This window comes from Polaromonas sp. CG_23.6 (assembly GCF_029892315.1).
In the GTDB taxonomy this organism is placed as follows: Bacteria; Pseudomonadota; Gammaproteobacteria; order Burkholderiales; family Burkholderiaceae_C; genus Polaromonas.
In genome coordinates this window covers 2,799,406-2,823,340 of sequence record NZ_JARXUY010000001.1, presented here as the reverse complement: position 1 = coordinate 2,823,340, position 23,935 = coordinate 2,799,406, and the positions used below count along the sequence as shown (strand labels likewise).

23 protein-coding genes and 1 pseudogene are annotated in these 23,935 nt (G+C 59.3%); 11 read left to right on the top strand and 13 right to left on the bottom strand.

Translation table 11 applies throughout. The annotated features are described in order from the left end of the window. Positions 1 to 11 precede the first annotated feature (11 nt). Positions 12 to 1,214, top strand: coding sequence for a hypothetical protein (locus H4V98_RS13335; protein WP_280757545.1), 1,203 nt, complete (start codon positions 12 to 14; stop codon positions 1,212 to 1,214). 428 nt (positions 1,215 to 1,642) lie between these two features. On the opposite strand, the gene H4V98_RS13330 is transcribed toward H4V98_RS13335, so the two are convergent. Continuing rightward, positions 1,643 to 2,980, bottom strand: coding sequence for an IS4 family transposase (locus H4V98_RS13330; protein WP_280757283.1), 1,338 nt, complete (start codon positions 2,978 to 2,980; stop codon positions 1,643 to 1,645). Between the two features lie 360 nt (positions 2,981 to 3,340). On the opposite strand from H4V98_RS13330, the gene H4V98_RS13325 reads away from it, so the two are divergent. From H4V98_RS13325 to H4V98_RS13290, 8 genes and pseudogenes are all read left to right on the top strand, one after another. Continuing rightward, positions 3,341 to 5,500, top strand: a complete 2,160-nt coding sequence (locus H4V98_RS13325) for a hypothetical protein (protein ID WP_280757544.1) — start codon at positions 3,341 to 3,343, stop codon at positions 5,498 to 5,500. A gap of 10 nt (positions 5,501 to 5,510) precedes the next feature. Next, a complete protein-coding gene (locus H4V98_RS13320; protein WP_280757543.1) occupies positions 5,511 to 5,732 on the top strand; it encodes a hypothetical protein in 222 nt (73 codons plus the stop codon). 11 nt (positions 5,733 to 5,743) lie between these two features. Next, positions 5,744 to 6,049, top strand: coding sequence for a hypothetical protein (locus H4V98_RS13315; protein WP_280757542.1), 306 nt, complete (start codon positions 5,744 to 5,746; stop codon positions 6,047 to 6,049). A gap of 5 nt (positions 6,050 to 6,054) precedes the next feature. Beyond that, positions 6,055 to 6,561, top strand: coding sequence for a glycoside hydrolase family protein (locus H4V98_RS13310; RefSeq protein WP_280757541.1), 507 nt, complete (start codon positions 6,055 to 6,057; stop codon positions 6,559 to 6,561). After that, entirely contained in the window at positions 6,558 to 7,100 is a 543-nt protein-coding gene (locus H4V98_RS13305) for a hypothetical protein (RefSeq protein ID WP_280757540.1), read from the top strand. The genes H4V98_RS13310 and H4V98_RS13305 overlap by 4 nt, the downstream gene beginning before the upstream one ends. Then, positions 7,097 to 7,276 carry a hypothetical protein gene (locus H4V98_RS13300; RefSeq protein ID WP_280757539.1) on the top strand — a complete coding sequence of 60 codons (180 nt, stop codon included), beginning with the start codon at positions 7,097 to 7,099 and terminating at the stop codon, positions 7,274 to 7,276. Before H4V98_RS13305 ends, H4V98_RS13300 begins: the two co-directional genes overlap by 4 nt. 143 nt (positions 7,277 to 7,419) lie before the next feature. Next, positions 7,420 to 8,205, top strand: a pseudogene (locus H4V98_RS13295) (DNA adenine methylase). A gap of 75 nt (positions 8,206 to 8,280) precedes the next feature. Next, entirely contained in the window at positions 8,281 to 8,481 is a 201-nt protein-coding gene (locus tag H4V98_RS13290) for a hypothetical protein (RefSeq protein WP_280757538.1), read from the top strand. Positions 8,482 to 8,587: 106 nt separating this feature from the next. Here the strand turns inward: H4V98_RS13290 and H4V98_RS13285 are convergent, their stop codons facing one another. Then, positions 8,588 to 8,818 (bottom strand): hypothetical protein, encoded by a 231-nt coding sequence (locus H4V98_RS13285; protein WP_280757537.1) that lies wholly within the window; start codon positions 8,816 to 8,818, stop codon positions 8,588 to 8,590. A 23-nt stretch (positions 8,819 to 8,841) separates the two neighbouring features. On the opposite strand from H4V98_RS13285, the gene H4V98_RS13280 reads away from it, so the two are divergent. Together H4V98_RS13280 and H4V98_RS13275 are read left to right on the top strand one after the other, a co-directional pair. Further along, positions 8,842 to 9,621, top strand: coding sequence for a DUF2971 domain-containing protein (locus H4V98_RS13280; RefSeq protein WP_280757536.1), 780 nt, complete (start codon positions 8,842 to 8,844; stop codon positions 9,619 to 9,621). A gap of 170 nt (positions 9,622 to 9,791) precedes the next feature. Then, complete coding sequence (locus H4V98_RS13275; RefSeq protein ID WP_280757535.1) at positions 9,792 to 10,100, top strand: hypothetical protein; 309 nt, start codon at positions 9,792 to 9,794, stop codon at positions 10,098 to 10,100. A 132-nt stretch (positions 10,101 to 10,232) separates the two neighbouring features. Here H4V98_RS13275 and betA read toward each other — a convergent pair whose 3' ends face one another. The 11 genes from betA to H4V98_RS13220 all read right to left on the bottom strand — a co-directional run bounded on the left by betA (position 10,233) and on the right by H4V98_RS13220 (position 23,928). After that, positions 10,233 to 11,903: a choline dehydrogenase gene (gene betA / locus H4V98_RS13270; RefSeq protein ID WP_196863787.1), complete on the bottom strand. Its 1,671-nt coding sequence runs from the start codon at positions 11,901 to 11,903 to the stop codon at positions 10,233 to 10,235. A gap of 24 nt (positions 11,904 to 11,927) precedes the next feature. Further along, positions 11,928 to 13,397 carry a betaine-aldehyde dehydrogenase gene (gene betB / locus H4V98_RS13265; RefSeq protein WP_196863786.1) on the bottom strand — a complete coding sequence of 490 codons (1,470 nt, stop codon included), beginning with the start codon at positions 13,395 to 13,397 and terminating at the stop codon, positions 11,928 to 11,930. 81 nt (positions 13,398 to 13,478) lie between these two features. Next, positions 13,479 to 14,660: a choline ABC transporter ATP-binding protein gene (choV, locus tag H4V98_RS13260; protein WP_196863785.1), complete on the bottom strand. Its 1,182-nt coding sequence runs from the start codon at positions 14,658 to 14,660 to the stop codon at positions 13,479 to 13,481. After that, a complete protein-coding gene (choW, locus tag H4V98_RS13255) occupies positions 14,657 to 15,499 on the bottom strand; it encodes a choline ABC transporter permease subunit (protein ID WP_196863784.1) in 843 nt (280 codons plus the stop codon). Before choW ends, choV begins: the two co-directional genes overlap by 4 nt. 101 nt (positions 15,500 to 15,600) lie before the next feature. Next, entirely contained in the window at positions 15,601 to 16,542 is a 942-nt protein-coding gene (locus tag H4V98_RS13250; protein ID WP_196863783.1) for a choline ABC transporter substrate-binding protein, read from the bottom strand. Between the two features lie 382 nt (positions 16,543 to 16,924). Beyond that, a complete protein-coding gene (locus H4V98_RS13245; protein WP_280757534.1) occupies positions 16,925 to 18,397 on the bottom strand; it encodes an NAD-dependent succinate-semialdehyde dehydrogenase in 1,473 nt (490 codons plus the stop codon). Between the two features lie 107 nt (positions 18,398 to 18,504). After that, positions 18,505 to 19,449 carry an agmatinase gene (gene speB / locus H4V98_RS13240; protein WP_196863781.1) on the bottom strand — a complete coding sequence of 315 codons (945 nt, stop codon included), beginning with the start codon at positions 19,447 to 19,449 and terminating at the stop codon, positions 18,505 to 18,507. A gap of 159 nt (positions 19,450 to 19,608) precedes the next feature. Continuing rightward, positions 19,609 to 20,436, bottom strand: a complete 828-nt coding sequence (locus H4V98_RS13235) for an ABC transporter permease (RefSeq protein WP_196863780.1) — start codon at positions 20,434 to 20,436, stop codon at positions 19,609 to 19,611. A 7-nt stretch (positions 20,437 to 20,443) separates the two neighbouring features. Next, positions 20,444 to 21,688 (bottom strand): ABC transporter permease, encoded by a 1,245-nt coding sequence (locus H4V98_RS13230; protein WP_196863798.1) that lies wholly within the window; start codon positions 21,686 to 21,688, stop codon positions 20,444 to 20,446. A gap of 63 nt (positions 21,689 to 21,751) precedes the next feature. After that, the gene (locus tag H4V98_RS13225) at positions 21,752 to 22,783 is read right to left on the bottom strand and encodes an ABC transporter substrate-binding protein (RefSeq protein ID WP_196863779.1); all 1,032 of its coding nucleotides are present in this window, start codon (positions 22,781 to 22,783) and stop codon (positions 21,752 to 21,754) included. 68 nt (positions 22,784 to 22,851) lie between these two features. After that, entirely contained in the window at positions 22,852 to 23,928 is a 1,077-nt protein-coding gene (locus H4V98_RS13220; protein WP_196863778.1) for an ABC transporter ATP-binding protein, read from the bottom strand. Positions 23,929 to 23,935 lie beyond the last annotated feature (7 nt).

The window sequence follows — 23,935 nt, the reverse complement described above, 5'->3', positions numbered from 1 at the left end:
AAAGAAACGCCATGACTTCACCCGTAGATACCTCTGTTAAATTCTTCCACTCCGGGATGCTCGGGGCACCTGTTCTTCGTGGGCAGGCTGGTTCCCTAATCGCCCTCATGGACGCCTGCTTGGTCAACGGCTGGGGCATTCAAACCGCCTCGTCAGTCGTCGTCTCAGGGGGCGTCTGCACCATGACTTTTCCACTGGATCACGCTGCCCCCGTGGAAGCCGTGGTGCTGGTGGCAGGCTCGTCCATTGCCGACCTCAATGGCGAGCAAAAGGTGACCGCTGTCGCCGCTAACGTCATCAAGTTCGCTACAGCGGTAGCAAACGGAACGGCCACTGGAACTATCACCGCCAAGATGGCCCCTGCGGGTTGGGAGAAGCGCTTTAGCGGAACCAACTTGGCGGTGTACCGCAGCCTTGATCTGACAGGCAACCGCTTCAACCTGCGTGTCAATGACACCAACGCGATAGACACTCGGATCTTGGGCTACGAGACCATGACCACGGTGAGCGCAGGCACAGGAATTTTCCCAACCAGCACCCAGCAAAGCGGGGGTCTCTACTTAACGAAAGCCTATGCAGCGGGGGCAGACGTTATCCCGTGGGTGCTCATCGCAAACACAAAGCGTCTGTACCTCGGAAATGCGTGGGCAGCTTCGCCCGGATATGGTGGACCCACCTATACGGCAATGGCGATCCATGGCTTCGGCGACTTCCCGTCATTGAAGTCCACGGTGGACTCCTTCAATTGCATGATTGCAGGAGAAACCGGCACCAATCAGATGTATGCCAACTTTGGTCTCGCGCTACATGCGAATCCAGGTCTGTACATGGCACGCGGCAATGCGGGTACAGGGTCCTCCGTCACCGCAGAGCAAATACCGGGCTATGCCAGTGGGTCTGGCGAAGGGTCAGGCAACGCGACTACTTTCGGGGTTTTCCCCGGAAACACAGGAAAACTAATGTTGGCGTCCCCCGGCTTAGCAGTAACTCCTGTGAGTAGTAACGGGATACGGTCGGTGTTAACCGAGGTGCTCCACTGCCCGCAAGCCATATTACAGGCGTCGAAAATACCGCCATTTGACACTATTTCAGGGCAAGGGCTGACACTGGGTAGGCGGCTGCTCGCCATACCGGCCACAGCCTCGCCCATTGATCCAACAGCCCAGCCCTACCACCCAGCTGCCTTTTTTGACATAACCGGACCTTGGGCGTAATCATGGCTACAAATGCTGCGTCCATGTATGCCATACCTCCACTGTCTAACTCGTTGAAAGACTACGTGAATGGCGCTCTTGTCACAGGGTCCATAACCGGGACGGTGAAAACCAAGGCGGTATCCGGGGAACCTCCCCCGACCTACTGCCGCGTCGTTCTCTTGCGCGACATAGACCTCGTGGCCGTTCGCTCCATGTGGACCGACCCCGTAACGGGGGCATACCAATTCAGCGAAATCGATAAGCACCTGACCTACACCGTGATCGCTATCCACCCGACAACCAGCTTCAGGGCTGTCATTGCCGACCACCTAACCCCGGAATAAGACCATGGCCCTCTCTATCTCAACCCCTCACCGTGACGCCCGCTCACTTGCCACGATTGCCTTCGCAGACGAGGGGGTGGGGGGCTCGTTTATCCCATTTCGTTATACACAAGTCCCCTGAGCCTGAAGCTCGCGTGAGAACCTGATGCCGGCGGCAAAGTCCAGAATGCGCTGCATACCAAGCCAGATGGTTTTCACGCCCGGCTCACCATCACCCGTGCGCGCTAGAAAGCCACCGAGTCTGGCAACCAAGCGCACCACCTCGTTGAGCGTGGGCGGCTTGCTTGGCAGCTTCTGCTTGTTCAGGATGTAGGCGGCTTTCCACTCATCGGGCTCGAACATCAACTGGGCATCCAGGTCCGGGCAACTTCGCCCCAGCCGCATCAGCCGGGCGATACGCCAGGCCACCACCATGTACAGCACCAGCGCGCGCTCAATCTTCTCGATGCTTCCCAGTTGCAGCGCCTCGATGCGGCAGCCGTTCTTCAGGACATGAAAGAACATCTCGATTTCCCAGCGGGCCCGGTACCAGTCAATCATGCGCGCGGCCTGCTCCAGGCTCTGCACCGGTAGATTGGTCAGCAGCCGCCACTCGACAGGCTTGTCGCCTGCGGCAGGCTGCATTTCCTTGGCCACGATGCAACTGGCCTGCACAAAGTGGCCTTTGCCATCGGGCAGTTCGAGCATTTGCGCCCACACCTGCTGGACCACTTCACGGGCGCGCTGGCCCTTGCGCGAGGCCATTACAAAGCGTATTTCGCCCAGAGGCTCGCTTTGCAACACAGAGATCCAGAGTTTGTCGCCGCTGGACAGGGTGCGGTTGTGTTGGGAGCGCAGCAGCCAGTCCACAGGCGTGCCCAGCGCGCGCGCACGCCGCATCAACTCCATGATGTCGGCCTCGCGGTCAGCCAGGTACACCAACCGGGTGCCGGACAACTCGGCGGCCATTTCGGCCAGCCGCTCGTAACCTTCCACCCAGCGCACACTCTCCTTGATGCCGGGGCGGCTGCCGTCCTTGTTTTTGGGTTCGCGTGCCCACATCCACGCGTCGAGCACGCCCAGCGGTTCGCGCGAAGTCGACACGGCGTAGGTCGGATGCGCGTACATGCCGCGCTGCGCTTCGTAGCTCAGCGGCCCCAGGCCGCTGGCCTCCTGCCCGTTGAAGTCCAGCTCGGTCGTGTCCTGAATGCACAGCACCACCTCGTGCCCGGCCATGCGCGTCTTGGCGCAGTCCGTGTGCGCGCCCAAAATCGCACGCCAATCGACTTCCTCGTTGCCGAAGAACCGGTACGCCGCCATGGTGTCGGCCCAGTCCCCGCAGGCTTGCGGCACGCTCGCCATGGGCTGGGCGCTCAAGCGCTCCACCAGCCGGATGGCCCGCTTGTTGCGCCGCTCATCGCCCAAGTCTATCGTCTCAAATTCAGTGCCTGCCCAGCCCATCGTTTTCCTTCAAATCTTTCTTGAGGGGAATTTTGCCGGAGTTGTGTATAACGAAATGCGTTTATCCAGATCAAGGACGCGAGCGATACGGTCCTTGTGACGGTTAACCTGACCAAGCCGTGCGGCACGCTTGAGTCCGGGTCAATACGCCTCAAGCAAGCAGCCGCTAACGGAGACCAGATCACGGCAGATGGTGTTGCCGCGAAAGCGACATGGCTGAACCGCAATGGTGAGACCGTGGCAGAAGGCACGGTCTCAGACTCCGTCGGAACGGGCGACTTCAAGATTTCCTCGGCAGCAGGCACCAGCCTGTACGCTGGAGGCTATGTGGTCCTTGGCGTCACCGACCTGAGCTGATCCGTGACGGTTGACCTGCTCTTTTCCCAGACCCCGGCGACCAGTGGTGCGCTGGTGTTTGGGGGAGACACGGCAGGGCCTGTCAGCAAAGACGCGACCCTCGCGCTCAGTGCCTACCTGCCGGGGTTAGGTGGTGCAGTACGGCTGGGGCAGGCAGGGGATCGCTTGACACTGGTCGGCACCCTGCCTACGTTGACCGGGCAGGTATTGCTGAAGACGAACGCCACCAACAGTACGGCATTCACCGCACGTCTTCCAAGTTTGGTCGGTACGTTTGCGCTGACTGTGCAGGGGGTGTCTCGCCTGACGATGGCAGGAACCTTTCCGTCCCTGTCAGGTGAAGTGCCGTTAACGGTCAGCCTGCCCACGTTGCTATTGCTCAGCGGGGGACTGCCTGAGTTGTCCGGGGTCATTCCATTTTCTCAGGTGCGACCTGCGTACTTGGCATTTTCGGGCAGCTTTCCGGGGTTATCAGGGACCATGGGGATGGCCTACGACAACCAAGTCACAAACTGGCTGGACAGTCGCGTCAAGGCGTCACACCAGCCCGCTGACCCGGCAAGCACAGGCTCGGTTTCCGCCTGGACCGGAACCACTCCCCATCGAGACGCGGTGTCTCCCCAGTGGCAAACCGCCCGTCCTGACCAGCATGAGAACGAGTCGGGATTTTTCGTATCGCTGGCACAGCGCCTGGATGCAGCATCGACATGGACTCCAGCGGACCCCGTCGAAGCACAGTTCAATGCCACGCACCAGCAGGCAGAATTTCACGAGGTGGTTGTGGAGACAGATTGGCAGGTCGCCGTTCGCCGTCAACTTGAAATGCTGTGCAGGCTGCAGACAGGTATTTTCCACGCCCCCGAGTACGCGGGGCGATGGCAGGACGCTGTATCGCAAGTGCGCAACCAACAAGGCCGTTCCGGGGCCAGCCTGCAGCACCGTGGCAAGTCGAACACCTTCATGCCTTGGCAAGTGGCGGGTCAGGCGAAAAACGGCCTGAGCATCTTGCCTCTTCCGGTCATTGTCCTTGCGCCGTGCTACATCCCCAGCGCTGAGCTTTTGTTCTCCGAGGCCTACACCAACGGCATGGAAATGCTGTTTGTCTGCGAGCGCCACACCCTAGTGCCACCCGTCATTCCTGGCGCTGTCGCCGTGCCTGTCTTGAGGACTTATGTGACCATCAACTCCATTGTCTTGCGCCGCATCGACGGCAACGTGCCCATCCCACTCCATGCCTTTGGAATGTCGCTCGATGCCGACTCGTGGACCTGGTCCTGGAGCGCCTCAATCCCGCTGGCCGCGCTGGCGCTGGTGCAACCTGGCAACGATGGCGCGCCGGTTGAGGTCGAGGCGATGGTCAACGGCGTGCCTTACCGGCTCTGTGCCGAGGGCATATCCAGTCAGCGCCAGTTCGCCCAGGGTCGCATTGCCGTTAAGGGGCGCGGCTTGGCGGCGGTGCTGGACGCACCGTATGCGCCGGTTGGCAACCACGGTAATACGGCCGCCCGCACAGCCCAGCAACTCATGGCCGATGTCTTGAGCGTCAACGGCGTAGGGTTTGGCTGGGCGGTGGACTGGGCTCTGACCGACTGGCTGGTGCCTGGCAACACTTGGACGCACCACGGCGCCTATATCTCCGCCATCCTCGACATTGCCAAGGCTGCAGGCGGCTACGTGCAGCCGCATGACACCGACCAGGCGCTGCGTATCCTGCCGCGCTACCCGTCAGCGCCCTGGAATTGGGCCAGCGTCACGCCGGACTTCGAGTTGCCCTCAGCGGTGGTCAGCGTCGAGGGCATTGACTGGACGCGCAAAGCCGATTACGACCGCGTGTTTGTCAGCGGCATCCAAAACGGCGTGCTGGGACAGGTCACTCGCGCCGGCACAGCGGGTGCAAGCGTGGCGCCCATGGTGACAGACCCCCTGATCACGCAAGCAATTGCAGCCCGCCAGCGCGGCCTGGCTATCTTGTCAGACACCGGCAATCAGGCACGCGTCTCGCTGACGCTGCCCGTGTTGGCTGAAACAGGCTTGATCAAGCCTGGGCAGTTCGTACGCTACCAGGACGGTGCCGGCTCCCGGCTTGGTCTGGTGCGCAGCACATCGCTTGTCTGGAGCCGCCCGAAGCTGCGCCAGACCATCGCCGTCGAGACCCACGCCTGAGGACCCATCCATGAGCAACTTATTCAAAGCATTCCTCGATCTGCTCCCGGACCGGCCGCTGCTGGTTGGCACTGTGCTGTCTGTCGCCAACAGCATCGCCCGCGTCGAGTTGCCTGGGGGCGGCATGGTGCAGGCGCATGGTCAGGCGACGGCTGGCCAGCGTGTGTTTGTCCGGGACGGGCAGATCGAGGGCCTTGCACCTGGTCTGCCTGTCGAAATCATTGAAATCTAAAGGAGAACGATTTGGTGCAAGACGACTTTGGCAACCTGGTGCACACGCCCAGCACGGCGACCCTGACGGCCCGGCTCGACGCGGGTGACGCCCGCTTCGACCGCGTTGAGAAAGATCTGGCGGCGAACACCGCAGCCACCCGTGAGGTGGCCACCAACACGGCCGAGCTAGTGGATATTTTTAAGGCATTCAAGGGTGCGATGAAGGTGCTGGAGTATGTTGGCAAGCTGGCCAAGCCGCTGGGCTACATCCTCAAAGCAGGCCTGGCGGTCGCAGCCGTCTGGGTGGCGGTCAAGACGGGAGGGCAGTCGAGATGAGCGGCATGAAAAACCGGATCATGGTGGCGGTCCTCAGTCTGAGCGCGACGGCCCTCGTCGGGCTGGCACTGGATGAGAGCTACACCAGCGGTGCCATTATCCCGACCCGGGGGGACGTGCCCACGCTGGGCTTTGGCAGCACCACGCATGCGGATGGCCGGCCGGTGCGCATGGGCGACACTACCACGCCCACCAAGGCGCTGGCCAGAACATTGCAGTACATCCAGGCCGACGAAGCTGATATGCGAAAGTCGCTTGATGGCGTGGCGCTGCACCAAGCTGAGTACGACGTCTACATCGACTGGCGCTACCAGTATGGCGCGTCAAGGTGGCGCAACTCTAGCATGTTGCGCGAACTGCGCGCTGGCAACTATGTGGCGGCATGCCATGCGCTGCTGGAGTACAAATTCTCTGACGGTTACGACTGCAGCACGCCTGGCAACCGGCGCTGCATGGGCGTCTGGACACGGCAACTCAAGCGGCACGCACAGTGCATGGCGGCGCAATTATGAGCTGGCTTTACCGCGTCTTGGCCATCAGCGGACTGTTGGCCGTGCTGTATCTAGGCTATGGAGCATGGGTCACGCACCAGCAGGGTATTGGCGAAGCGCGGGCAACGGCCGGCTACAACACCGTCATCGACAAGCAAAAAGCCAAGGTTGTTCAGCTGCTGCAGACGGAAACCGATAGGGCCAATGCCGCCACGGCCAAGCTGGTCGAATTTAGAACTGAACGGGAGAAACACGATGCAGAAAACAAAAGCGTTATTGCGGGTCTGGCTGGCCGCTTGCGTGCTGCTGCCGGCGCTGCTGGCCGGCTGCGCGACCCCAGCGCCAGCCATGCAGGATGTGGGAGCGGTGGTGGTGGCGCCTCGGGCGCAGATTCCACCCATTCCAGCGGTGGTGCTGCAGACGAAGCCGAGGCCCGTGGGTTTTTATCAAAGCAGCTTACTGAATTTCTTCTCCGCCAGGCCGCAGACGCAGACCAAGTGAACCTGGCCTATACATCGTGCCGGCTCGATGCCTTGAGTCTGCGTGAGGTGCTGCGGTGAGTGCCGTGCAGACGCCTGCACTGTTCGAAGTAGAGCACCTGCTGGCGCGCTTGAAAAGCCTGGGCGCGCAACATCAAAGGGCAGGGCGCATCAGCCATGCCCAAGGCGTTCATTGCGCGATTGAACTGATCAAGCGTGATCGCAAAGCGGGAAAGGGCTTCAAGCCGCAGAAATAATAGCAAAAAATACAGGGCGGCTGGACTGAGTGCGTCAACACCCGATCCAGCCACCAATCCACAGAACACGCCTGTGAACCAGCCAAGACCCTGCCACCTCGCGAGGCAGGGGAAGTGTAACCACCTCTTACTGAAATTCACAAATGGCCTCTCCCATCATTCCCTGGCTCGGCGGCAAACGGCGCCTGGCCGACACCATCATTCCGCGATTTCCCCCGCATACCTGCTACGTCGAGGTGTTCGCGGGCGGCGCGGCACTCTACTTTTTACGCCAGCCCGCTGACGTCGAGGTCATCAACGATGTCAATGGTGACGTGATCAACCTCTACCGCGTCGTCAAGAACCACCTGGAAGAATTCGTTCGCCAGTTCAAGTGGGCGCTGAGCAGCCGCGAGGTCTTCAAGTGGACCCAGGCCACAGCCAGCGAAACCCTGACCGACATTCAGCGCGCAGCCCGTTTTTACTACCTGCAGCACCAGGCGTTCGGCGGTCGCGTGCAAGGGTAGAGCTGGGGAACGGCCACCACGGCGCCGGCTGTCAACCTGCTTCGGATCGAGGAGCAGCTCAGTGCCGCCCATCTGCGCTTGTCCAGCGCTTACATTGAGCGGCTGGACTGGAAAGACTGCATGAAGCGCTATGACCGGCCGCACAGCTTCTTCTACCTGGACCCGCCATATTGGGAAACCGAGGGCTACGGGGTGCCGTTCCCGTGGGCGGAATACGAAACCATGGCAACCGTGATGCGCGACCTGAAAGGCAAGGCCATGCTGAGCATCAACGACCACCCGGACATCCGCCGCTGCTTCGAAGGCTTTCACATCGAAGAGGTGCCGATCAAGTACACCGTGGGAGGCGGCCAGGGCGTAGACCGGATCGAGCTGATCATCAGTAGCTGGGACGTGGCGGCTGAGCCTGCTGGGTTGTTTTAAGTCATTTCAAACCGGCACGTGGGGACACTCTCGTGCTGGGTTGACTCCGCCGGCCACCAGAGCTGTACTGTAGCTATGCAAACACAAATCACCGCCGACCAAACCGCGCAGGCTCTAAGCGCCTGCCTGTCAAAAATAGCGCTTGAAAAGCTGGGCGTCATGAATCTGGTCACCCGCAACAGCGATGGCGAGGATTTTTATGAACTGGCTGTTTGGTCGATTGAGAAAGCCTTGCATGCGGCTTACGTCGCAGGACGCCAATCGGTCCAGGGGTGAGGGGCTGTCTTCTACATCTGATAGATTTCAAGCCAGCAACTGGACTCTGCAGGAGTTCGGAAAATCTAAGAGATAAAGCTGCTCTCCAGCAGGCAATCGTTCTGGCTTATCTTCCCATTTGCGCGCTGCTTTCATGCGCATCAATCTCACGCAACTGATACGTCATCAGCTTAAAGCCAAGATCTGCTTGCATTACCAAGTTCTCCGAAAAACTATTCCAAGTCAGCTTAAAAGGTTGCTTTGGAGCGAGAAAAGAATCTTCCTTAAAGCGGTCAGCATTAGCGCGATGCTCAGCAGGAAAGTGGCTAGATTCAAGCTTTGAGTACATTAAAGCCATAGTCAAACTTTTTGGATTTTCCTATGCCACATGACGATTGTTTGTACCACTACTGCTCCACGCAAACCTTCCATGCCATCGTTGATTCAAAAACCATTCGCCTTTCCTCGCTGGCCCTTTCTAATGACTCGCTGGAAGGAAAAATTGTTCCAGAAACCGTGAGAAAACTTATAAAACCGCTAGGAAAAGAGCATGAAGAGCTTTTGTCTGAAATCAAAGTCACAGAAGATCACCTCGGAAACGCGCTGGGCTTCTGCTTGTCCGAAGCGGGAGATCTTTTGAGCCAATGGAGAGGCTATGCGATGGATGGTATGGGTTTATCCATAGGTTTTTCTAGAAAATATTTGGATCAATTTATGATTCCGATTAATAGAACTGATGAAATTGAACTGAATAAGGTTGAATATTTTACGGATGCCAAGGTCATCGCTGAATTTGAGGGGTTTGCCAAAGCGCTTGATGCAGACAAAGCCAATAACTATGCAGATGTTCGTCAATATATTAGAAGCCGTCAAAGTTATATGTATGGGCTACATAGACAAAAGTTTAGGGTTAAGTCTGATGCTTTTAAGGAAGAGCAGGAATGGAGGCTTCTAACATTTAGAAAAGGAGATTTTTTCAGACCGGCTTCCAATTGCTTGATTCCTTACATCGAATTTTCTTTGGACGATCCCGCAGCAGCGATCACGAAGGTGGTCTTGGGCCCCAAGCACGTCACACCAACTGAGGTGGTGGAAGAATTTTTGAAGAAATCCGGCTTTACAAATGCTGACGTTTCCCAGTCGCGGGCTTCGTACCGCTGAACTGTTGAGTGGGAAAGAACTATGTAGTTCCCAATGCAGCGATGGTTACTCCAGTGCACGCGGCAGTAGGGCAAACGGACTACTCACTCATTGGTAAAGCTTTTATGTAGAGACGTATGCTCTGAAAAGCCATATCACTGGTTTTTACCCAACATCAGGGGAGCGTCACCATGTTCACCAAGCCGTCTTATCTGTCTGTACTTTGGACTTCAGACTCAACGGGGAACGTGGTTGAAAAACAAGCCTGGTGCATTCTCGCGACAGGGCCCTGTATTCACGTTCTGATCGGCATGGTGTGCGCTGCGGTAGCCCTGCCTTTTGGTTTGAGATCGGCTGCTTTGGTGCCTGTTGTCGTAGGCTTTGTCAAAGTGATTTTTGAACACTATGCCAAGGGCGATGCTGATCCAGCTAACTTTGCTTGGATCATTGCCGGTGCTGTACTGGTTCTATGCTTCGTCAAGCTGGTGGGGTTAGCGTAGCTTTTGGCGTAGCTTTTGGAGAGATAAAGGCTTTTTTAGAGGAGGCTTATGTTCTGCCATTGAACTACACCCGCATGGCAAATATTTTACTTGAGGTGATGGCGCTTCATGCTTTTTGCCTCAAGCCATTTGTCAGACCCGTCGAGCCGGGGCTTCGCCAGCCACGAAATATCGCGCTGTTGAACGGGCCAGCGGTGTTTTGCCACGAATCTTGTCCGCGATCTTCTCGGCCATCATGATCGTGGGCGCGTTCAGGTTGCCGGTGGTGATCTCCGGCATGATGGACGCGTCCACCACCCTTAGCCCTTGCAGGCCATGGACACGGCCTTCGTTGTCGACCACGGCCATGTCGCCGACACCCATGGCGTTGGTGCCGCAGGGATGGTATGCCGTTTCGGCATTTTCGCGCACAAATGCGTCGAGCTCGGCATCGCTTTTTGCAGATTCACCGGGGGTGATTTCGCGGCCTGCGTAAGGCTTTAGTGCTGGCTGGCGCATGATCTCGCGCGTGATGCGAATGCCTGAGCGGAACTCGGCCCAATCTTGCTCCGTGGACATGTAGTTGAACAAAATGCTCGGGTGCTGGTGCGGGTCTCTTGAGCGCAGGTGCACACGACCCCGGCTGGGCGAGCGCATGGAGCCCATGTGGGCTTGGAAGCCGTGAACCTTGATGGGATTGCTGCCGTTGTAGTTGATCGCGACAGGCAAAAAGTGGAACTGGATATTGGGCCAGTCGAATTGGTCCGATGACCGGATGAAGCCACCCGCCTCGAAATGGTTGCTCGCGCCGACGCCCGTGTTTAAAAACATCCATTCAGTGCCAATGGCAGGCTGGTTCCACCACTTCAATGCGCCCACCAGCGACACCGGTTGCAGGCATTCGTATTGTTGGTAGACCTCCAGGTGGTCTTGAAGGTTGGCACCCACGCCAGGCAGGTCGTGCACCACGGGAATGTCAAGCGATTTCAGCAGCGGCGCAGGTCCGACGCCTGAGCGCTGAAGAATTTGCGGTGAGGCGATTGCGCCTGAACACAGTAGCACTTCGCGCTTGGCGTTGGCAGTTGCGGACTTGTCCCCGAGCAAGTAGTCCACGCCAATGGCGCGCGTGCCGGAGAACACGATGCGATCGGTCAACGCATGGGTAATGATGGTCAGGTTGGGACGCTGCCGGGCCTGATCCAGGTAGCCGCGGGCCGTGCTGGCGCGTCGGCCTTTGGGCGTGGTGGTGCGGTCCATTGGACCAAAACCCTCTTGCTGGTAGCCGTTGAGATCGTCAGTACGTGGGTAGCCGGCTTCGACACCAGCATCCACCATGGCCTGGAACAGCGGGCTGTGATCAGGTTTGGGGGTGGCGACGCTCAGGGGTCCGCTGTCACCGTGGTAGTCGTTGCCACCAATGTCCCGGGTTTCGGCTTTTCGAAAATAGGGCAGGCAGTCGAGGTAGGTCCAGTCTTCCAAGCCTTCGCGCTGTGCCCAGCCGTCGTAGTCTAGGGCGTTGCCGCGGATGTAACACATGCCGTTGATAAGTGACGAGCCACCCAACCCCTTGCCGCGCCCGCATTCCATGCGCCGGTGGCTCATGTGGGGTTCTGGATCGGTCTCATAGGCCCAGTTGTAGCGGCGGCCTTGCAACGGAAAAGCCAGGGCGGCAGGCATCTGGGTGCGAAAGTCGAGACGGTAGTCGGGACCGCCAGCTTCAAGCAGCAAGACACTCACATCGGCATCTTCTGTCAGCCGCGTGGCCAGCACATTGCCTGCTGAACCGGCGCCGATGATGATGTAGTCAAATTCTTGATTGGCCATAGGGGTGTGTTTCTCCTTGCTGGCTCAGAACACCGACGCGTATGCGCCGAGTTCGACCTGAATGGATTTGTTGCGGGTGTACGCCTTGAGCGTTTCGATTCCGTTTTCCCGGCCCACGCCCGACTGCTTGTAACCCCCCACCGGCATTTCAGCGGCGGATTCGCCCCAGGTGTTGATCCAGCAGATGCCAGCCTGCAATTGATGGATCACGCGGTGCGCCGTGTTGAGGTTTTGCGTGACCAGGCCAGCAGCGAGGCCATAGGCCGTGTCGTTGGCACGGCGGATCACTTCGGCTTCGTCGTCAAAACCAAAGATGGCCATGACTGGGCCAAAGATTTCGTCTCTTGCGATCTTCATGTGGTCGGCGCAGTCGGTGAAAACCGTGGCTTGCACGTAAGCGCCTTTGGCCAATGCGCCCTCGGTGGCGCGTTTACCGCCAACCAGAAGCCTGGCGCCTTCGACCTGGCCCGATGCGATGTACCCCAGGACTTTTTCCATGTGTGCATGGCTCACCAAGGGACCAAAATTGGTGTTTTCATCTTGTGGGTCGCCCAGGCGGATACGCTTGACGCGCTCCACGATTTTTGTTTCAAGAACCTGCTTGACTGAGCTGTGAACAAACACGCGGGTGCCGTTGGTGCATACCTGGCCTGAGCTGTAGAAGTTGGCCATCAGGGCTATATCTGCAGCGCGGTCCAGGTCGGCATCGGCAAAGACGATCAGAGGCGACTTGCCGCCCAGCTCCATGGTCACATCCTTGAGTGTGGAGCTTGAGGCGCTGGCCATGACTTTTTTGCCTGTGATGGTACCGCCGGTGAACGAGATTTTCTCAATGCCCGGGTGCTCGGTGAGCCATGTGCCCACGGCTGCGCCACCGTTGACCACGTTGAACACGCCAGGGGGCAGGCCGGCTTCGGTGTAGATTTCGGCCAATTTCAAGGTGGTCAAGGGGGTCACTTCGCTGGCTTTGAAGACCATGGCATTGCCTGCGGCGAGGGCCGGCGCCGACTTCCAGAGCGCGATCTGGATGGGGTAGTTCCACGCGCCGATGCCCGCGACCACGCCGATGGGCTCGCGGCGTGTGTAGACAAAGGCGGTGTCGCGCAGCGGCACTTGCATGCCTTCAATGGCAGTGGCCAGCCCCGCGTAATACTCCAGCACGTCTGTTCCTGTCACGATGTCGACGAAGCGCGTTTCCGACACTGGCTTGCCCGTGTCCAGCGTCTCCAGGTCGGCAAGTTCGTCATTGCGTTCGCGCAGTATTTCGACCGCTTTGCGCAAAACACGCGAGCGCTGCATCGCGGTGTAGCCCGCCCAGATGCGTTGACCGGTCTTTGCGCTGGCTACGGCTGCGTCAACGTCTTGCTTGGAGGCGCTTTGCAGGGTGGCGAGAACGGCACCTGTAGCCGGGTTGAGTGTGTCGAACGTGTCGCCGCTGGTGGCATTCACGCGGACGCCACCAATATAGAGTTGTTGCAGGGAAATGGCAGGCATGAAAGGCCTCCTTGTTCAGTGTTCAAAAAAATAGCAAAGCGCAACAGCCCTTAAAAGCCGATTGCAGTGCAGACACGCAGGTCAGCCCATGGCTTTGCCCAGCAGGGCGTGGTAGAGCTCGCGATCACCCAGGATGCCGACCAACCGATCGCCATCGCACAGCACCAGTTTCTGGCCAGTCTGGTAGCGGATGTGCAGCGCGTCGCGCATGCCAATCTTGGCATTGACGACCGTAGGCAGTCGGGAGTTGAGCGCTTCAATGCTGTCACCGGCCGACCAGTGTTGCAAACTGATGGCGTCGTCTCCACGGCGAACGCTGTCCAGTGCGCCCTGATCGTTGAGCTTGAGCCAGATGTGGGCCACGTCATCGACACAGATTTCACCATCGCATTGTTCAAACTCGGCAATCGGTCGCATCAGGCTGTGGCCTCTGAGCACGTTCAAAGGATTGGTGTGCGCAACAAAGGAGCGTACGTAATCATTGGCCGGGTTGAGCACGATTTCTTCCGGCTTGCTGTGCTGAACAATCTGGCCACCTTTCATGATGACAATGTTGTTTCCCAATTTGAGCGCTTCATCCAGATCGTGGCTCACGAATACGATGGTCATGTTCAATTGGCGTTGCAGGCCCAGTAACTCGTCTTGCAAACCTTGGCGGATCAGTGGATCAAGTGCCGAAAACGGCTCGTCCATCAGCAAGATGTCGGCATCCATGGCAAGCGCCCTGGCCAGGCCGACGCGCTGCTGCATGCCGCCCGATAGCGCGTCGGGGCGTTTGTCGCGCCATTGAGAAAGACCCACCAATTCAAGCTTGTCGTTGATGCGCTTCTTGCGCTCACCGCTGGGCAAGCCTTGCATTTCCAGGCCCAGGCTCACGTTTTCTGCCACGGTCAGCCACGGCATGAGCGCGAACTTCTGGAAAACCATTGCAATGCGCTGAGTGCGCATGGCTTTCATCTGTGCGGCCGAACAATTGGCCATGTCTACCTGGACACCTTCATGCTCAATCAGCAGGCGGCCACGGCTCACGGTGTTAAGGCCATTGATGCAGCGCAGCAGGCTGGACTTGCCGGAGCCCGACAGGCCCATGAGCACGCAAATCTCGCCACGTTCAACCGACAAGTTGGCTTTTTCCACCCCAACGATCAGACCGGTTTTTTTGAATATTTCATCGCGTGAAAAACCTTGATCGAGCAGATCGAGCGCGGGCTTGGGCGAGTTGGAGAAAACGACATCAAGGTCTTGAATCTGGATCAGGCTCATGCGGCTCCTCCCTTCGATGGAGCGCGCTGTTTACACACGCGGTCCAGGATGATGGCCAGCAACACAATTGCCAGACCAGCTTCAAAACCCACAGAAATGTCCGCCGTGTTCAAGGCGCGCACGACCGGCTTGCCCAGGCCATCAGCGCCCACCAGGGCCGCCACTACCACCATGGACAGTGACAACATGATGCACTGAGTGATGCCCGCGGAAATGCTGGGCATGGCATGGGGCAACTCGATACGGGTGAGTAATTGGGTGCGCGAGCAGCCAAAGGCCTTGCCAGCGTCCATCAGGTCGGTGGGCACATCGCTGATGCCAAGATAGGTGAGGCGAATTGGCGCGGCCAAGGCAAAGACCACTGTAGAAATCAAGCCGGGCACGACACCCAGTCCAAACAGGGTCAGTGTGGGTATCAGGTAAACAAACGTCGGCACCGTTTGCATCAGGTCCAGCACCGGCTGTATGACCATATAAAAGCGGGGTTTGTGGGCAGCGTAAATGCCAATCGGTACACCAATGATCACGCACACCAAAGTGGCAAACAGCACTTGGGCCAGTGTTTCAATGGTTTCTTGCCAGTAACCCAGGTTAAGGATCAACAAAAACGAGGCAACGCAAAAGAGGGTCAACATCCATTTGCGCTGAATGCCATGGGCAATCAAACCAAAAATGGCGATCAGCGCCAAGGGATGAAACCAGAGCAGCGATTGGGTGGAACCATTAATGGCTGCACCGAGGGTGTCAGCGAAAGCGTCGAAATAGTCGGCGCCGTGCAGCGTGAGCCAGTCGATGAAGTTAGCAATGTAATTGCCAAGGGGGATTTTTTGAATTTCCATGGAGCGAAGAAAGATCGCCAAAAGGCGGGCTCACCTGGTGATGCGGGTGAGGGCTTTTGAGCTCTTTGCGGCTTGTGACCACCAAGGCTCAGGGAGCGGCCTTATTTAGCCAGCGCGGCATTCACCACGCCAAGGGCCGGCTTGCTGCCGTCAAAATTGGTTACGCCGTCGAGCCAGGCTTCCAGCACGGATGGGTTGGCTTTGAGCCAGGCGGTGGCTGCGGCACGGGGCTTTTTCTTGTCGTTCAAGACAGCGCCCATAAGCTCATTTTCCATCTTCAGGTTGAATTTGAGGTTGCTCAGCAGCTTGCCTACATTGGCGCACTCTGCGACATAGCCCTTGCGCACGTTGGTATAGATGGTGGCGCCGCCGAGATTGGGGCCGAACACGTCGTCGCCCCCTTCGAGATACCTCATCTTGAAGCGGCTGTTCATGGGATGCGGCTCCCATCCCAGGAATACCACCCACTTGTTGCGGCGCTCGGCGCGCTCAACCTGCGACATCATGCCGGCTTCGCTGGACTCGACCAGCTTGAATTTGCCCAATTCAAATTTGTTTTCGTCGATGATGCCCTGGATCAGGCGGTTCCCATCGTTGCCGGGTTCTATGCCATAGATCTTGCCACCGAGTTTTTTCTGAAACTTGGCGATGTCGGCGAACGACTTCAATCCGGCATCGTATGCGGCAGCAGACACGGCCAGCGTGTACTTGGCGCCTTCCAGATTGGCACGCACTGTTTCTACGCTGCCGTTGTCGCGGTAAGGCTTGATGTCGGCTTCCATGGTGGGCATCCAGTTGCCCAGGAACACATCGATGTCATTGTTTTCCAGCGACTTGTAGGTCACGGGTACCGAGACCAGGTGGGTCTTGGTCTTGTATCCAAAGGTATTCAGGATTTTGCTGGTAACCGCAGAGGTGACGGTGATGTCGGTCCAGCCGACGTCGGCAAAGCGCACATTTTTGCATGTGGCAGGTTCGGCGGCCTGGACCAACAGGGGCGAGCCGAGTACGGCCGCGAGCAACACGGATTGGGCAATATTCATAAGCGTAAATTCCTGGGTGATAGCCCTGCGCATCATGAAAAAACGCGCATTGACTGACTGCAGTGGCAACAAAACAATATCGCCCAGCGCTGTCCGGCAGTTTCGCGCACTACACGGGACTGGCCATAAGTTGAAAGCGATAAAGGCTGAGCACAACAACCGCGCAACATAAAGTTGGTGAATAAATCGATAAAACCAATTATTTCATATTTAACATATTTATTCGCTGTGGCGGTAAAAAGCCAAGGATTTGAGTCAGCTATCCGATTAGCGACAAAGTGCCTTCCGCGCGCGCATAAAAAAAGGGCTACTGAAAGCCCTTTTTTTAATGAGTGAAGGCAGTCATGCCTCGAAATCCGGACGTTCTGGTTGTCGGTGCTGATTAGCTCAGGATGTCACCCATACACAGGTACTTGAGCTCGACGTAATCATCCATGCCGTGGTGTGAGCCTTCGCGGCCCAGGCCGGACTGCTTGACGCCGCCAAACGGCACATGCTCGGTGGCTATCACGCCCGCGTTGATGCCGACCATGCCGTACTCCAGCGCTTCCGCTACACGGTAGATGCGGCCGATGTCGCGGCTGTAGAAATAGCTCGCAAGGCCGAATTCGGTGTTGTTGGCCGCGTCAATGGCTTCCTGCTCCAGCTTGAAGCGAAATATCGGCGCAAAGGGGCCGAACGTTTCTTCTCTGGCGCACAGCATGTCGGCAGTGGCTTCTGAAATAACCGTTGGCTCGAAGAACTGGCCTTCAAGCTTGTGGCCTCCGACCAGCAGCTTGCCACCCTTGGCCAGCGCATCCTGCACATGGCGCTGTACTTTTTCAATCGCGGAGTCCTCGATCAACGGGCCCTGGCCCACGCCGTCCTCAAAGCCATTGCCGACTTTGAGCAATTTGACCTTCTCTGCAAACTTGGTCACGAACTGGTCGTACACGCCTTCCTGGACATAGAGGCGGTTGGCGCAGACGCAGGTCTGTCCGGCATTGCGGTATTTGCTGGCCATGGCGCCTTCCACGGCCGAGTCGATGTCGGCATCGTCGAACACGATGAACGGCGCATTGCCGCCGAGCTCCAGCGACAGCTTCTTGATTGACGGAGCGCTTTGTGCCATCAGGATGCGGCCCACTTCGGTGGAACCGGTAAAGCTGATGTGGCGCACCACGTCGCTGGCGCAAAACACCTTGCCGACCTCAGCGCTGTCGTCCGTCGTGAGGATGTTGAGCACGCCCGAGGGAATCCCGGCGCGCACGGCCAGCTCGACCGCCGCCAAGGCGGTCAGCGGCGTGAGTTCTGCCGGCTTGATGACGACCGTGCAACCTGCGGCCAGCGCGGGCGCCACCTTGCGGGTGATCATGGCCAGCGGGAAGTTCCAGGGTGTGATGGCCACGCACACGCCGATGGGCTGCTTGAGCACCGTCAGGCGGCGGTTGTTGTCGAACTGCGGCAAGGTTTCGCCGTTGACGCGCTTGGCTTCCTCGGCAAACCATTCGACAAAGCTTGCGCCGTAAGCCACTTCGCCCTTGGCTTCGGCAAACGGCTTGCCTTGTTCGGCGGTCATGATGCGTGCCAGGTCTTCCTGGTTGGCCATCAGCAGCTGGAACCACTTCATCAAAATGGCATGGCGCTCCTTGCCGGTCTTGCTTCGCCAGGCGGGCCAGGCGGCATTGGCGGCGGCAATCGCCGCTTCGGCATCGGCCATGCCCAGGTTGGCCACGTCGGCCAGCTTCTGGCCATTGGACGGGTCGAATACATCAAACCGCGAAGTGCCGGCCAGCCACTGACCATTCACCAGTGAATCGGTCTTGAGCAGGCTCGGGTCGTTGAGCAGCGAAAGGGGAGAAGTTTTCATGTCCATGGAGGTTCTTTCTGAAGAGCTTGCCGCTGACGAAGAGACGGACGGCTAAAGGGCGGTTTCAACGGGCAAGGATACCGCGCGTGGCTGCTTGATGTAACCTGAGGGTGTTACCGGTAGTGAACGCCGGGCAGCACGCACAGCATTTCATACAGCAGGTTGGCGCCCAGCAGGGCGGTGTTGCCCGACGTGTCATAGGGTGGCGACACCTCGACCAGGTCGGCGCCGACCAGGTTCAGGCCCCGACAGCCGCGAATGATCTCCAGCGCCTGCGGCACGCTTAAGCCCCCGACCTCGGGTGTGCCGGTGCCGCCGGCAAAGGACGGGTCGATGCCGTCGATGTCAAAGCTCAGGTAGCAGGGCGCCTGGCCGATTGATTCGCGCACCCGGGCCATCAGTGGCGCAAGCGACTGGTACCAGACCTCGTGCGCCGGCACCACGGTAAAACCCTGCTGGCGCGGCCAGTCGAAATCATCCATGCCGTAACCGGTGCCTCGCAGGCCGATTTGCCAGACTTTGTTGCCCTGCAGCAGGCCTTCTTCCACGGCGCGGCGAAACGGCGTACCGTGGGCGATGCGCTCGCCGAACATGTCGTCGTTCACATCGGCATGGGCATCGACATGCACCAGCGCCACCGGCCCGTGCTTGCGGGCGAGGGCGCGCAATATGGGCAGCACGATGGTGTGGTCGCCGCCCAGCGTCAGCGGAATGCAGCCGGTGTCGATGATGGGCCGGTAATGCTGCTCGATGATCTCGACCGACTTTTGCAGGTTATAGGTGTTGATCGCCACGTCGCCCAGGTCGGCGACCTGCAGCGCATCGAAAGGCGCGGCGCCGGTGGCCATGTTGTAGGGGCGGATCAGGCTCGACTCGGCGCGGATCTGCCGGGGGCCGAAACGCGCGCCGGGCCGGTGGCTGGTGCCAATGTCCAGCGGCACGCCGATGAAGCCGGCATTCAGGCCATGGGCCTCGTTGCACATTGGCAAGCGCATCATGCTGGCCCAGCCGCCGAAACGCGGCATGGCGTTGCCGCTCAAGGGTTGGTTGAAGGTCATGAATCTCCGTTCTCAAAAAAGTGAGGTGGCCAAAACGCCTTGGGCTTGACCTGAAAACAAATGTTAGGCATCAAAAAGGCCGTTTGCGCATGCTAGGAAAGCTCGAGCAGCTATTGATTAAGTAGCAAATGTCACCCTGGTGGATTCCACGCCATGACGCTATTTCTTCACGCGTCCGCGCAGCCATTCGAGCGTCATCATCAGGCAGGCGGTGAACAAAATCAGCAAGGTCGCCACGGCGGCAATCGTCGGCGAGATGTTCTCGCGGATGCCGGTGAACATCTGGCGCGGCAGCGTGGTTTGCGTCGGCCCGGCCAGGAACAGCGTGACGACGACCTCGTCGAAGGACGTGGCGAAGGCAAACAGCGCGCCCGAGATCACGCCGGGCGCAATCACCGGCAGCGTGATGCGAAAGAAGGTCTGCAGCGGCCCGGCGCCCAGGCTCAGGCTGGCCTTGACCAGGTTTTGGTTGAAGCCCTGCAGCGTCGCCATCACGGTGGTGACGACAAACGGCGCGCCGAGCGCGGCATGCACCAGCACCAGGCCGGTGTAGGAGTCCGACAGGCCGATCTGTGCAAAGAACAGGTAGGTGCTGACGCCCACCACCACGATGGGCACGACCATGGGCGAGATCAGCAGGGCGGTCAGCAGGCCCTTGCCGGCAAACTGCACCCGCGCCAGGCCGACGGCGGCCATTGTGCCGAGCGCTGTGGCCAGCAAGGTGGCCAGCGGTGCCACTATGAAGCTGTTGCGTGTGGCGCGCGCCCAGTCGCTGGAGGCAAACAGTTCGTGGTACCAGCGCAGCGACCAGCCCGGAATCGGGTACGACAGGAACGATGAGTCGCTGAACGACAGGGGAATGATGACGATGATCGGCAGCAGCAAAAACAGCAGCACCGCGCCGCACAGCACGCGCAGGCCATACCAGCCGAGCTTGTCCAGCGGCGTGTAGTAGGCGGGAAAAACAGGAACGGCAACAAGTTTCATGGTGTGTTCAGCCCAGACTCAGTTCGGCTTTGGCAAATCGGCGGTACACCGCATACAGGATCAATGTGGTGACCAGCAAGACCGAGCCCAGCGCGCAGGCCATGCCCCAGTTCACATCCACATTGGTGTACTGGGCGACGTAGTAGCTCAGCATCTGGTCGGCCGGGCCGCCCAGCAGGGCTGGCGTGACGTAGTAGCCAATCGAGGTGATGAACACCAGCAGGCCGCCGGCGGCCACGCCGGGATAGGTTTGCGGCACGTACACGCGGAAAAATGCGGCCAGCGGCGTGCTGCCCAGCGACACGGCGGCACGCACATAGTTGCCGGGCACCGACTTCATCACGCTGTAGAGCGGCAGGATCATGAAGGGCAGCAGGATGTGCACCATGGCAATGATGACACCCAGCCGGTTGAACAGCAGCGGCACCGGCTCGCCGGTCAAGCCGGTGAACATCAAAAAGCGGTTGACCAGCCCGTTGGTCTGCAGCAGCACGATCCAGGCGGCGATGCGCACCAGCACAGATGTCCAGAAGGGCAGCAGCACCAGGATCATCATCAGGTTGGCCTTGCGTTCATTCAGCGTGGCCAGCCAGTAGGCCAGCGGATAACCCAGCAAGATGCAGATCAGCGTGACCACCGCGCTGATGGAAAAGGTGCGCAGCAAAATGCTGCTGAAGGCGGCTTCATCGGCGCCCACGCGAATGACCTGGCCTTGCGCATCGCGTTTCAAGTCGACCGAGGCCAGCAGGTAGTCGGGGGTCCAGCGCGAGCTGTTCTTGGCAATCGCCCACCAGTAGGGCAGCTCGGCCCAACGTGGGTCATGTGCCAGCAGCTTGTCTTTTGCCTCGGCGGGGCTCAGATTGGTGCCCAGCGGCAAGGCGCGGTAGGTGCCCATGATGAGCGAGCGGGCGCCGCTGACTTCGCTGTTCAGCCGCCGCGCCAGTACGCCAGCCTGCGCGGTTTCGGGAATGGCCGCCAGGTCGGCCAGCAATGCGGCATAGGCGGCATCGGGTGGCGCGGCCTTGCGGTCCCAGCCGGCCAGCGCATCGCCGGTCCGGCTCAGGGTGCCGGCGACTTCCGGGTTTTCGACCGCCCTGACGAGCAGGGCGCCCAGCGGCACGAGGAAGGTGAACGCCAGGAAGATCAGCAGCGGCAAGGTCAGTGCAATGGCGCGCAGCCGCTTGCGGCGCTCCACCCGCCGCAACTGGGCGGCCAGGGCCGGTCCGGTGGCGCCATCGGTTGCCGATGGCATCAGGGGAAGGGAAGCCGAAGCCGTTGCGTTCATTGCAGTGTTCCTTGAGCTGTTAACCAGCGCTTACTGCGCAGACCACGCGGCAAAACGCTTTTCGAGCGCTTCGCCCTGGTCAGCCCAAAAGGAAATGTTGAACTGCAGTGCATCCTTGCCGTTGGCCGGCGAGGTCGGCAGCAGCGCCAGCACCTTGGCATCTAACTTGGCCAGGGCCTTGTTGTTGGTCGGACCATAGGAGATGTTCCGGGCGTATTCGGCCTGCGCATCGGGGCTGGACGCCATGCTGATGAATTTCAGTGCCAGGTCCTTGTTCGCGCCACCCTTGGGCATGACCCAGTAGTCGAGGTCGTAGATGCCGCCGGTCCAGGCGATTTGCAGGTTCTTGCCTTCGCGCTGGGCAGCGTCGATGCGCCCGTTGTAGGCGGTGGTCAGTGCCACATCGCCGGCAACCAGGAACTGCGGCGGCTGCGCACCGGCTTCCCAGAACTGGATGCTGGGCTTGAGTTCGGTCATCTTCTTGAAAGCGCGGTCGGCGCCGTCTTTGGTGGCCAGCACTTTGTACACATCGGCGGTCTTCACGCCGTCGGCCATCAGGGCAAATTCCAGGTTGTAGCGGGCGCCCTTGCGCATGCCGCGCTTGCCGGGAAATTTCTGGGTGTTCCAGAAGTCGGCCCAGGTGACGGGTGCGGTCTTTAGCTTGTCAGCGTCGTAGGCCATGACGGTGGACCAAATGAAGGTGCCAACGCCGCATTCATGAACGGCGGCGGGCTGGAAGTCGGCCTTGTTGCCGACCTTGGACCAGTCGATTTTTTCAAACAGGCCTTCGTCGCAGCCGCGGTTCACGTCGGGGCTTTCGACCTCCACCACATCCCAGGTGATTTTCTTGGCTTCGACCATGGCCTTGATCTTGGCCTGCTCGCCGTTGTATTCGACCTGCTGGATCTTGCCGGCGCCCGATTTCTCGAAGGCCTCGAAATAAGCTTTCTTCTGGGCCGCGCCGTTGGCGCCACCGAAATTGACCACGGTCAGCTGGCTTTGGGCCAGTGCCGGCAGGCAGATACCGGCTGCAATTGCAATGATCAGGGGCTTGAGTTTCATCGGGAATTCCTTTGGTGGGAGGTTGGCTAGGGCGAAAGAAAACGGGGTATGTCAGGCGGGACTAAAGCTCAGCGGTACATGCGCAGGTGTTCAACCGGCGCATGCACATGGATGGTCTGGCCAGGCTCGGGCAGCTGGTGGTGGCCCAGCGGCATCTTGATGGTTGCGTCTGGCTGGCCGGGCAGTTCGCAGCGCAGGCGCAGGTGGTCGCCGAAATAAATCACGTCGAGCACCTTGCTCTGAAAGGTGTTGCTGCCAGCACCTTCGGCAAGCTTCAGGCGCTCGGGACGCGTGCCGCATTGCACGGTGTCTCCAACGCGGGATGCATTGACATTCAGGCCGCGCAGCACAATGCCGCAGGGCAGGCGAACCTCGCAATGCGCGCCGTCCAGCCGGGTCACTTCGGCCTGCAGTACCGTGCTGTCGCCGACAAATCCGGCCACGAAGCGGTTGCTGGGCGTTTCATACAGATTGCCTACCACGTCGATCTGCTGGATGGCTCCGTCGTTGAACACGGCGACCCGGTCGGACATGGTCAGGGCCTCGGTCTGGTCGTGGGTGACATACACAAACGTCACGCCCAGCCGTCGGTGCAGCGCCTTGAGTTCGATCTGCATGTGCTCGCGCAGCTGCTTGTCAAGCGCGCCCAGCGGCTCGTCCATGAGCACCAGCTGCGGGTCGAACACCAGCGCCCGAGCGAGCGCCACGCGCTGCTGCTGGCCGCCCGAAAGCTGGCCGGGGTAGCGGCTGCCCATGCGGCCGAGCTGCACCATGTCCAGCGCTTGCAGCACCTTGGCCTCGCGCTCGGCCTTGGGCAGCTTGCGCACCGTCAGCGGATAGGCGATGTTCTCGGCCAGCGTCATGTGCGGAAACAAGGCGTAGTTCTGGAACACCATGCCGAAATTGCGCTTGTGCGGTGGCGTGCGGGTAATTTGCCGGCCATTGAGCAAAATATCGCCCGCCGTGGGCGACTCGAATCCTGCCAGCATCATCAGGGTGGTGGTTTTGCCCGAACCCGAGGGACCGAGCAATGACAAAAATTCGCCTTGCCGGATGTCCAGGTTCAGGTCTCGAACCACCAGGTGGATGCCGTCGTAGGTTTTCTGGACACCGCTGAAACTTACCAGTGTGGGGTTGCTTGTCATTCGTGTA

Excerpts from the sequence above, each read along its gene's own strand:
- H4V98_RS13335 (WP_280757545.1), top strand. The coding sequence starts at position 12 with ATGACTTCACCCGTAGATACCTCTGTTAAATTCTTCCACTCCGGGATG.
- H4V98_RS13330 (WP_280757283.1), bottom strand. The coding sequence starts at position 2,980 with ATGGGCTGGGCAGGCACTGAATTTGAGACGATAGACTTGGGCGATGAG.
- H4V98_RS13320 (WP_280757543.1), top strand. The coding sequence starts at position 5,511 with ATGAGCAACTTATTCAAAGCATTCCTCGATCTGCTCCCGGACCGGCCG.
- H4V98_RS13310 (WP_280757541.1), top strand. The coding sequence starts at position 6,055 with ATGAAAAACCGGATCATGGTGGCGGTCCTCAGTCTGAGCGCGACGGCC.
- H4V98_RS13305 (WP_280757540.1), top strand. The coding sequence starts at position 6,558 with ATGAGCTGGCTTTACCGCGTCTTGGCCATCAGCGGACTGTTGGCCGTG.
- H4V98_RS13290 (WP_280757538.1), top strand. The coding sequence starts at position 8,281 with ATGCAAACACAAATCACCGCCGACCAAACCGCGCAGGCTCTAAGCGCC.
- H4V98_RS13285 (WP_280757537.1), bottom strand. The coding sequence starts at position 8,818 with ATGGCTTTAATGTACTCAAAGCTTGAATCTAGCCACTTTCCTGCTGAG.
- H4V98_RS13280 (WP_280757536.1), top strand. The coding sequence starts at position 8,842 with ATGCCACATGACGATTGTTTGTACCACTACTGCTCCACGCAAACCTTC.
- H4V98_RS13275 (WP_280757535.1), top strand. The coding sequence starts at position 9,792 with ATGTTCACCAAGCCGTCTTATCTGTCTGTACTTTGGACTTCAGACTCA.
- betA (WP_196863787.1), bottom strand. The coding sequence starts at position 11,903 with ATGGCCAATCAAGAATTTGACTACATCATCATCGGCGCCGGTTCAGCA.
- betB (WP_196863786.1), bottom strand. The coding sequence starts at position 13,397 with ATGCCTGCCATTTCCCTGCAACAACTCTATATTGGTGGCGTCCGCGTG.
- choV (WP_196863785.1), bottom strand. The coding sequence starts at position 14,660 with ATGAGCCTGATCCAGATTCAAGACCTTGATGTCGTTTTCTCCAACTCG.
- choW (WP_196863784.1), bottom strand. The coding sequence starts at position 15,499 with ATGGAAATTCAAAAAATCCCCCTTGGCAATTACATTGCTAACTTCATC.
- H4V98_RS13250 (WP_196863783.1), bottom strand. The coding sequence starts at position 16,542 with ATGAATATTGCCCAATCCGTGTTGCTCGCGGCCGTACTCGGCTCGCCC.
- H4V98_RS13245 (WP_280757534.1), bottom strand. The coding sequence starts at position 18,397 with ATGGACATGAAAACTTCTCCCCTTTCGCTGCTCAACGACCCGAGCCTG.
- speB (WP_196863781.1), bottom strand. The coding sequence starts at position 19,449 with ATGACCTTCAACCAACCCTTGAGCGGCAACGCCATGCCGCGTTTCGGC.
- H4V98_RS13235 (WP_196863780.1), bottom strand. The coding sequence starts at position 20,436 with ATGAAACTTGTTGCCGTTCCTGTTTTTCCCGCCTACTACACGCCGCTG.
- H4V98_RS13230 (WP_196863798.1), bottom strand. The coding sequence starts at position 21,688 with ATGCCATCGGCAACCGATGGCGCCACCGGACCGGCCCTGGCCGCCCAG.
- H4V98_RS13225 (WP_196863779.1), bottom strand. The coding sequence starts at position 22,783 with ATGAAACTCAAGCCCCTGATCATTGCAATTGCAGCCGGTATCTGCCTG.
- H4V98_RS13220 (WP_196863778.1), bottom strand. The coding sequence starts at position 23,928 with ATGACAAGCAACCCCACACTGGTAAGTTTCAGCGGTGTCCAGAAAACC.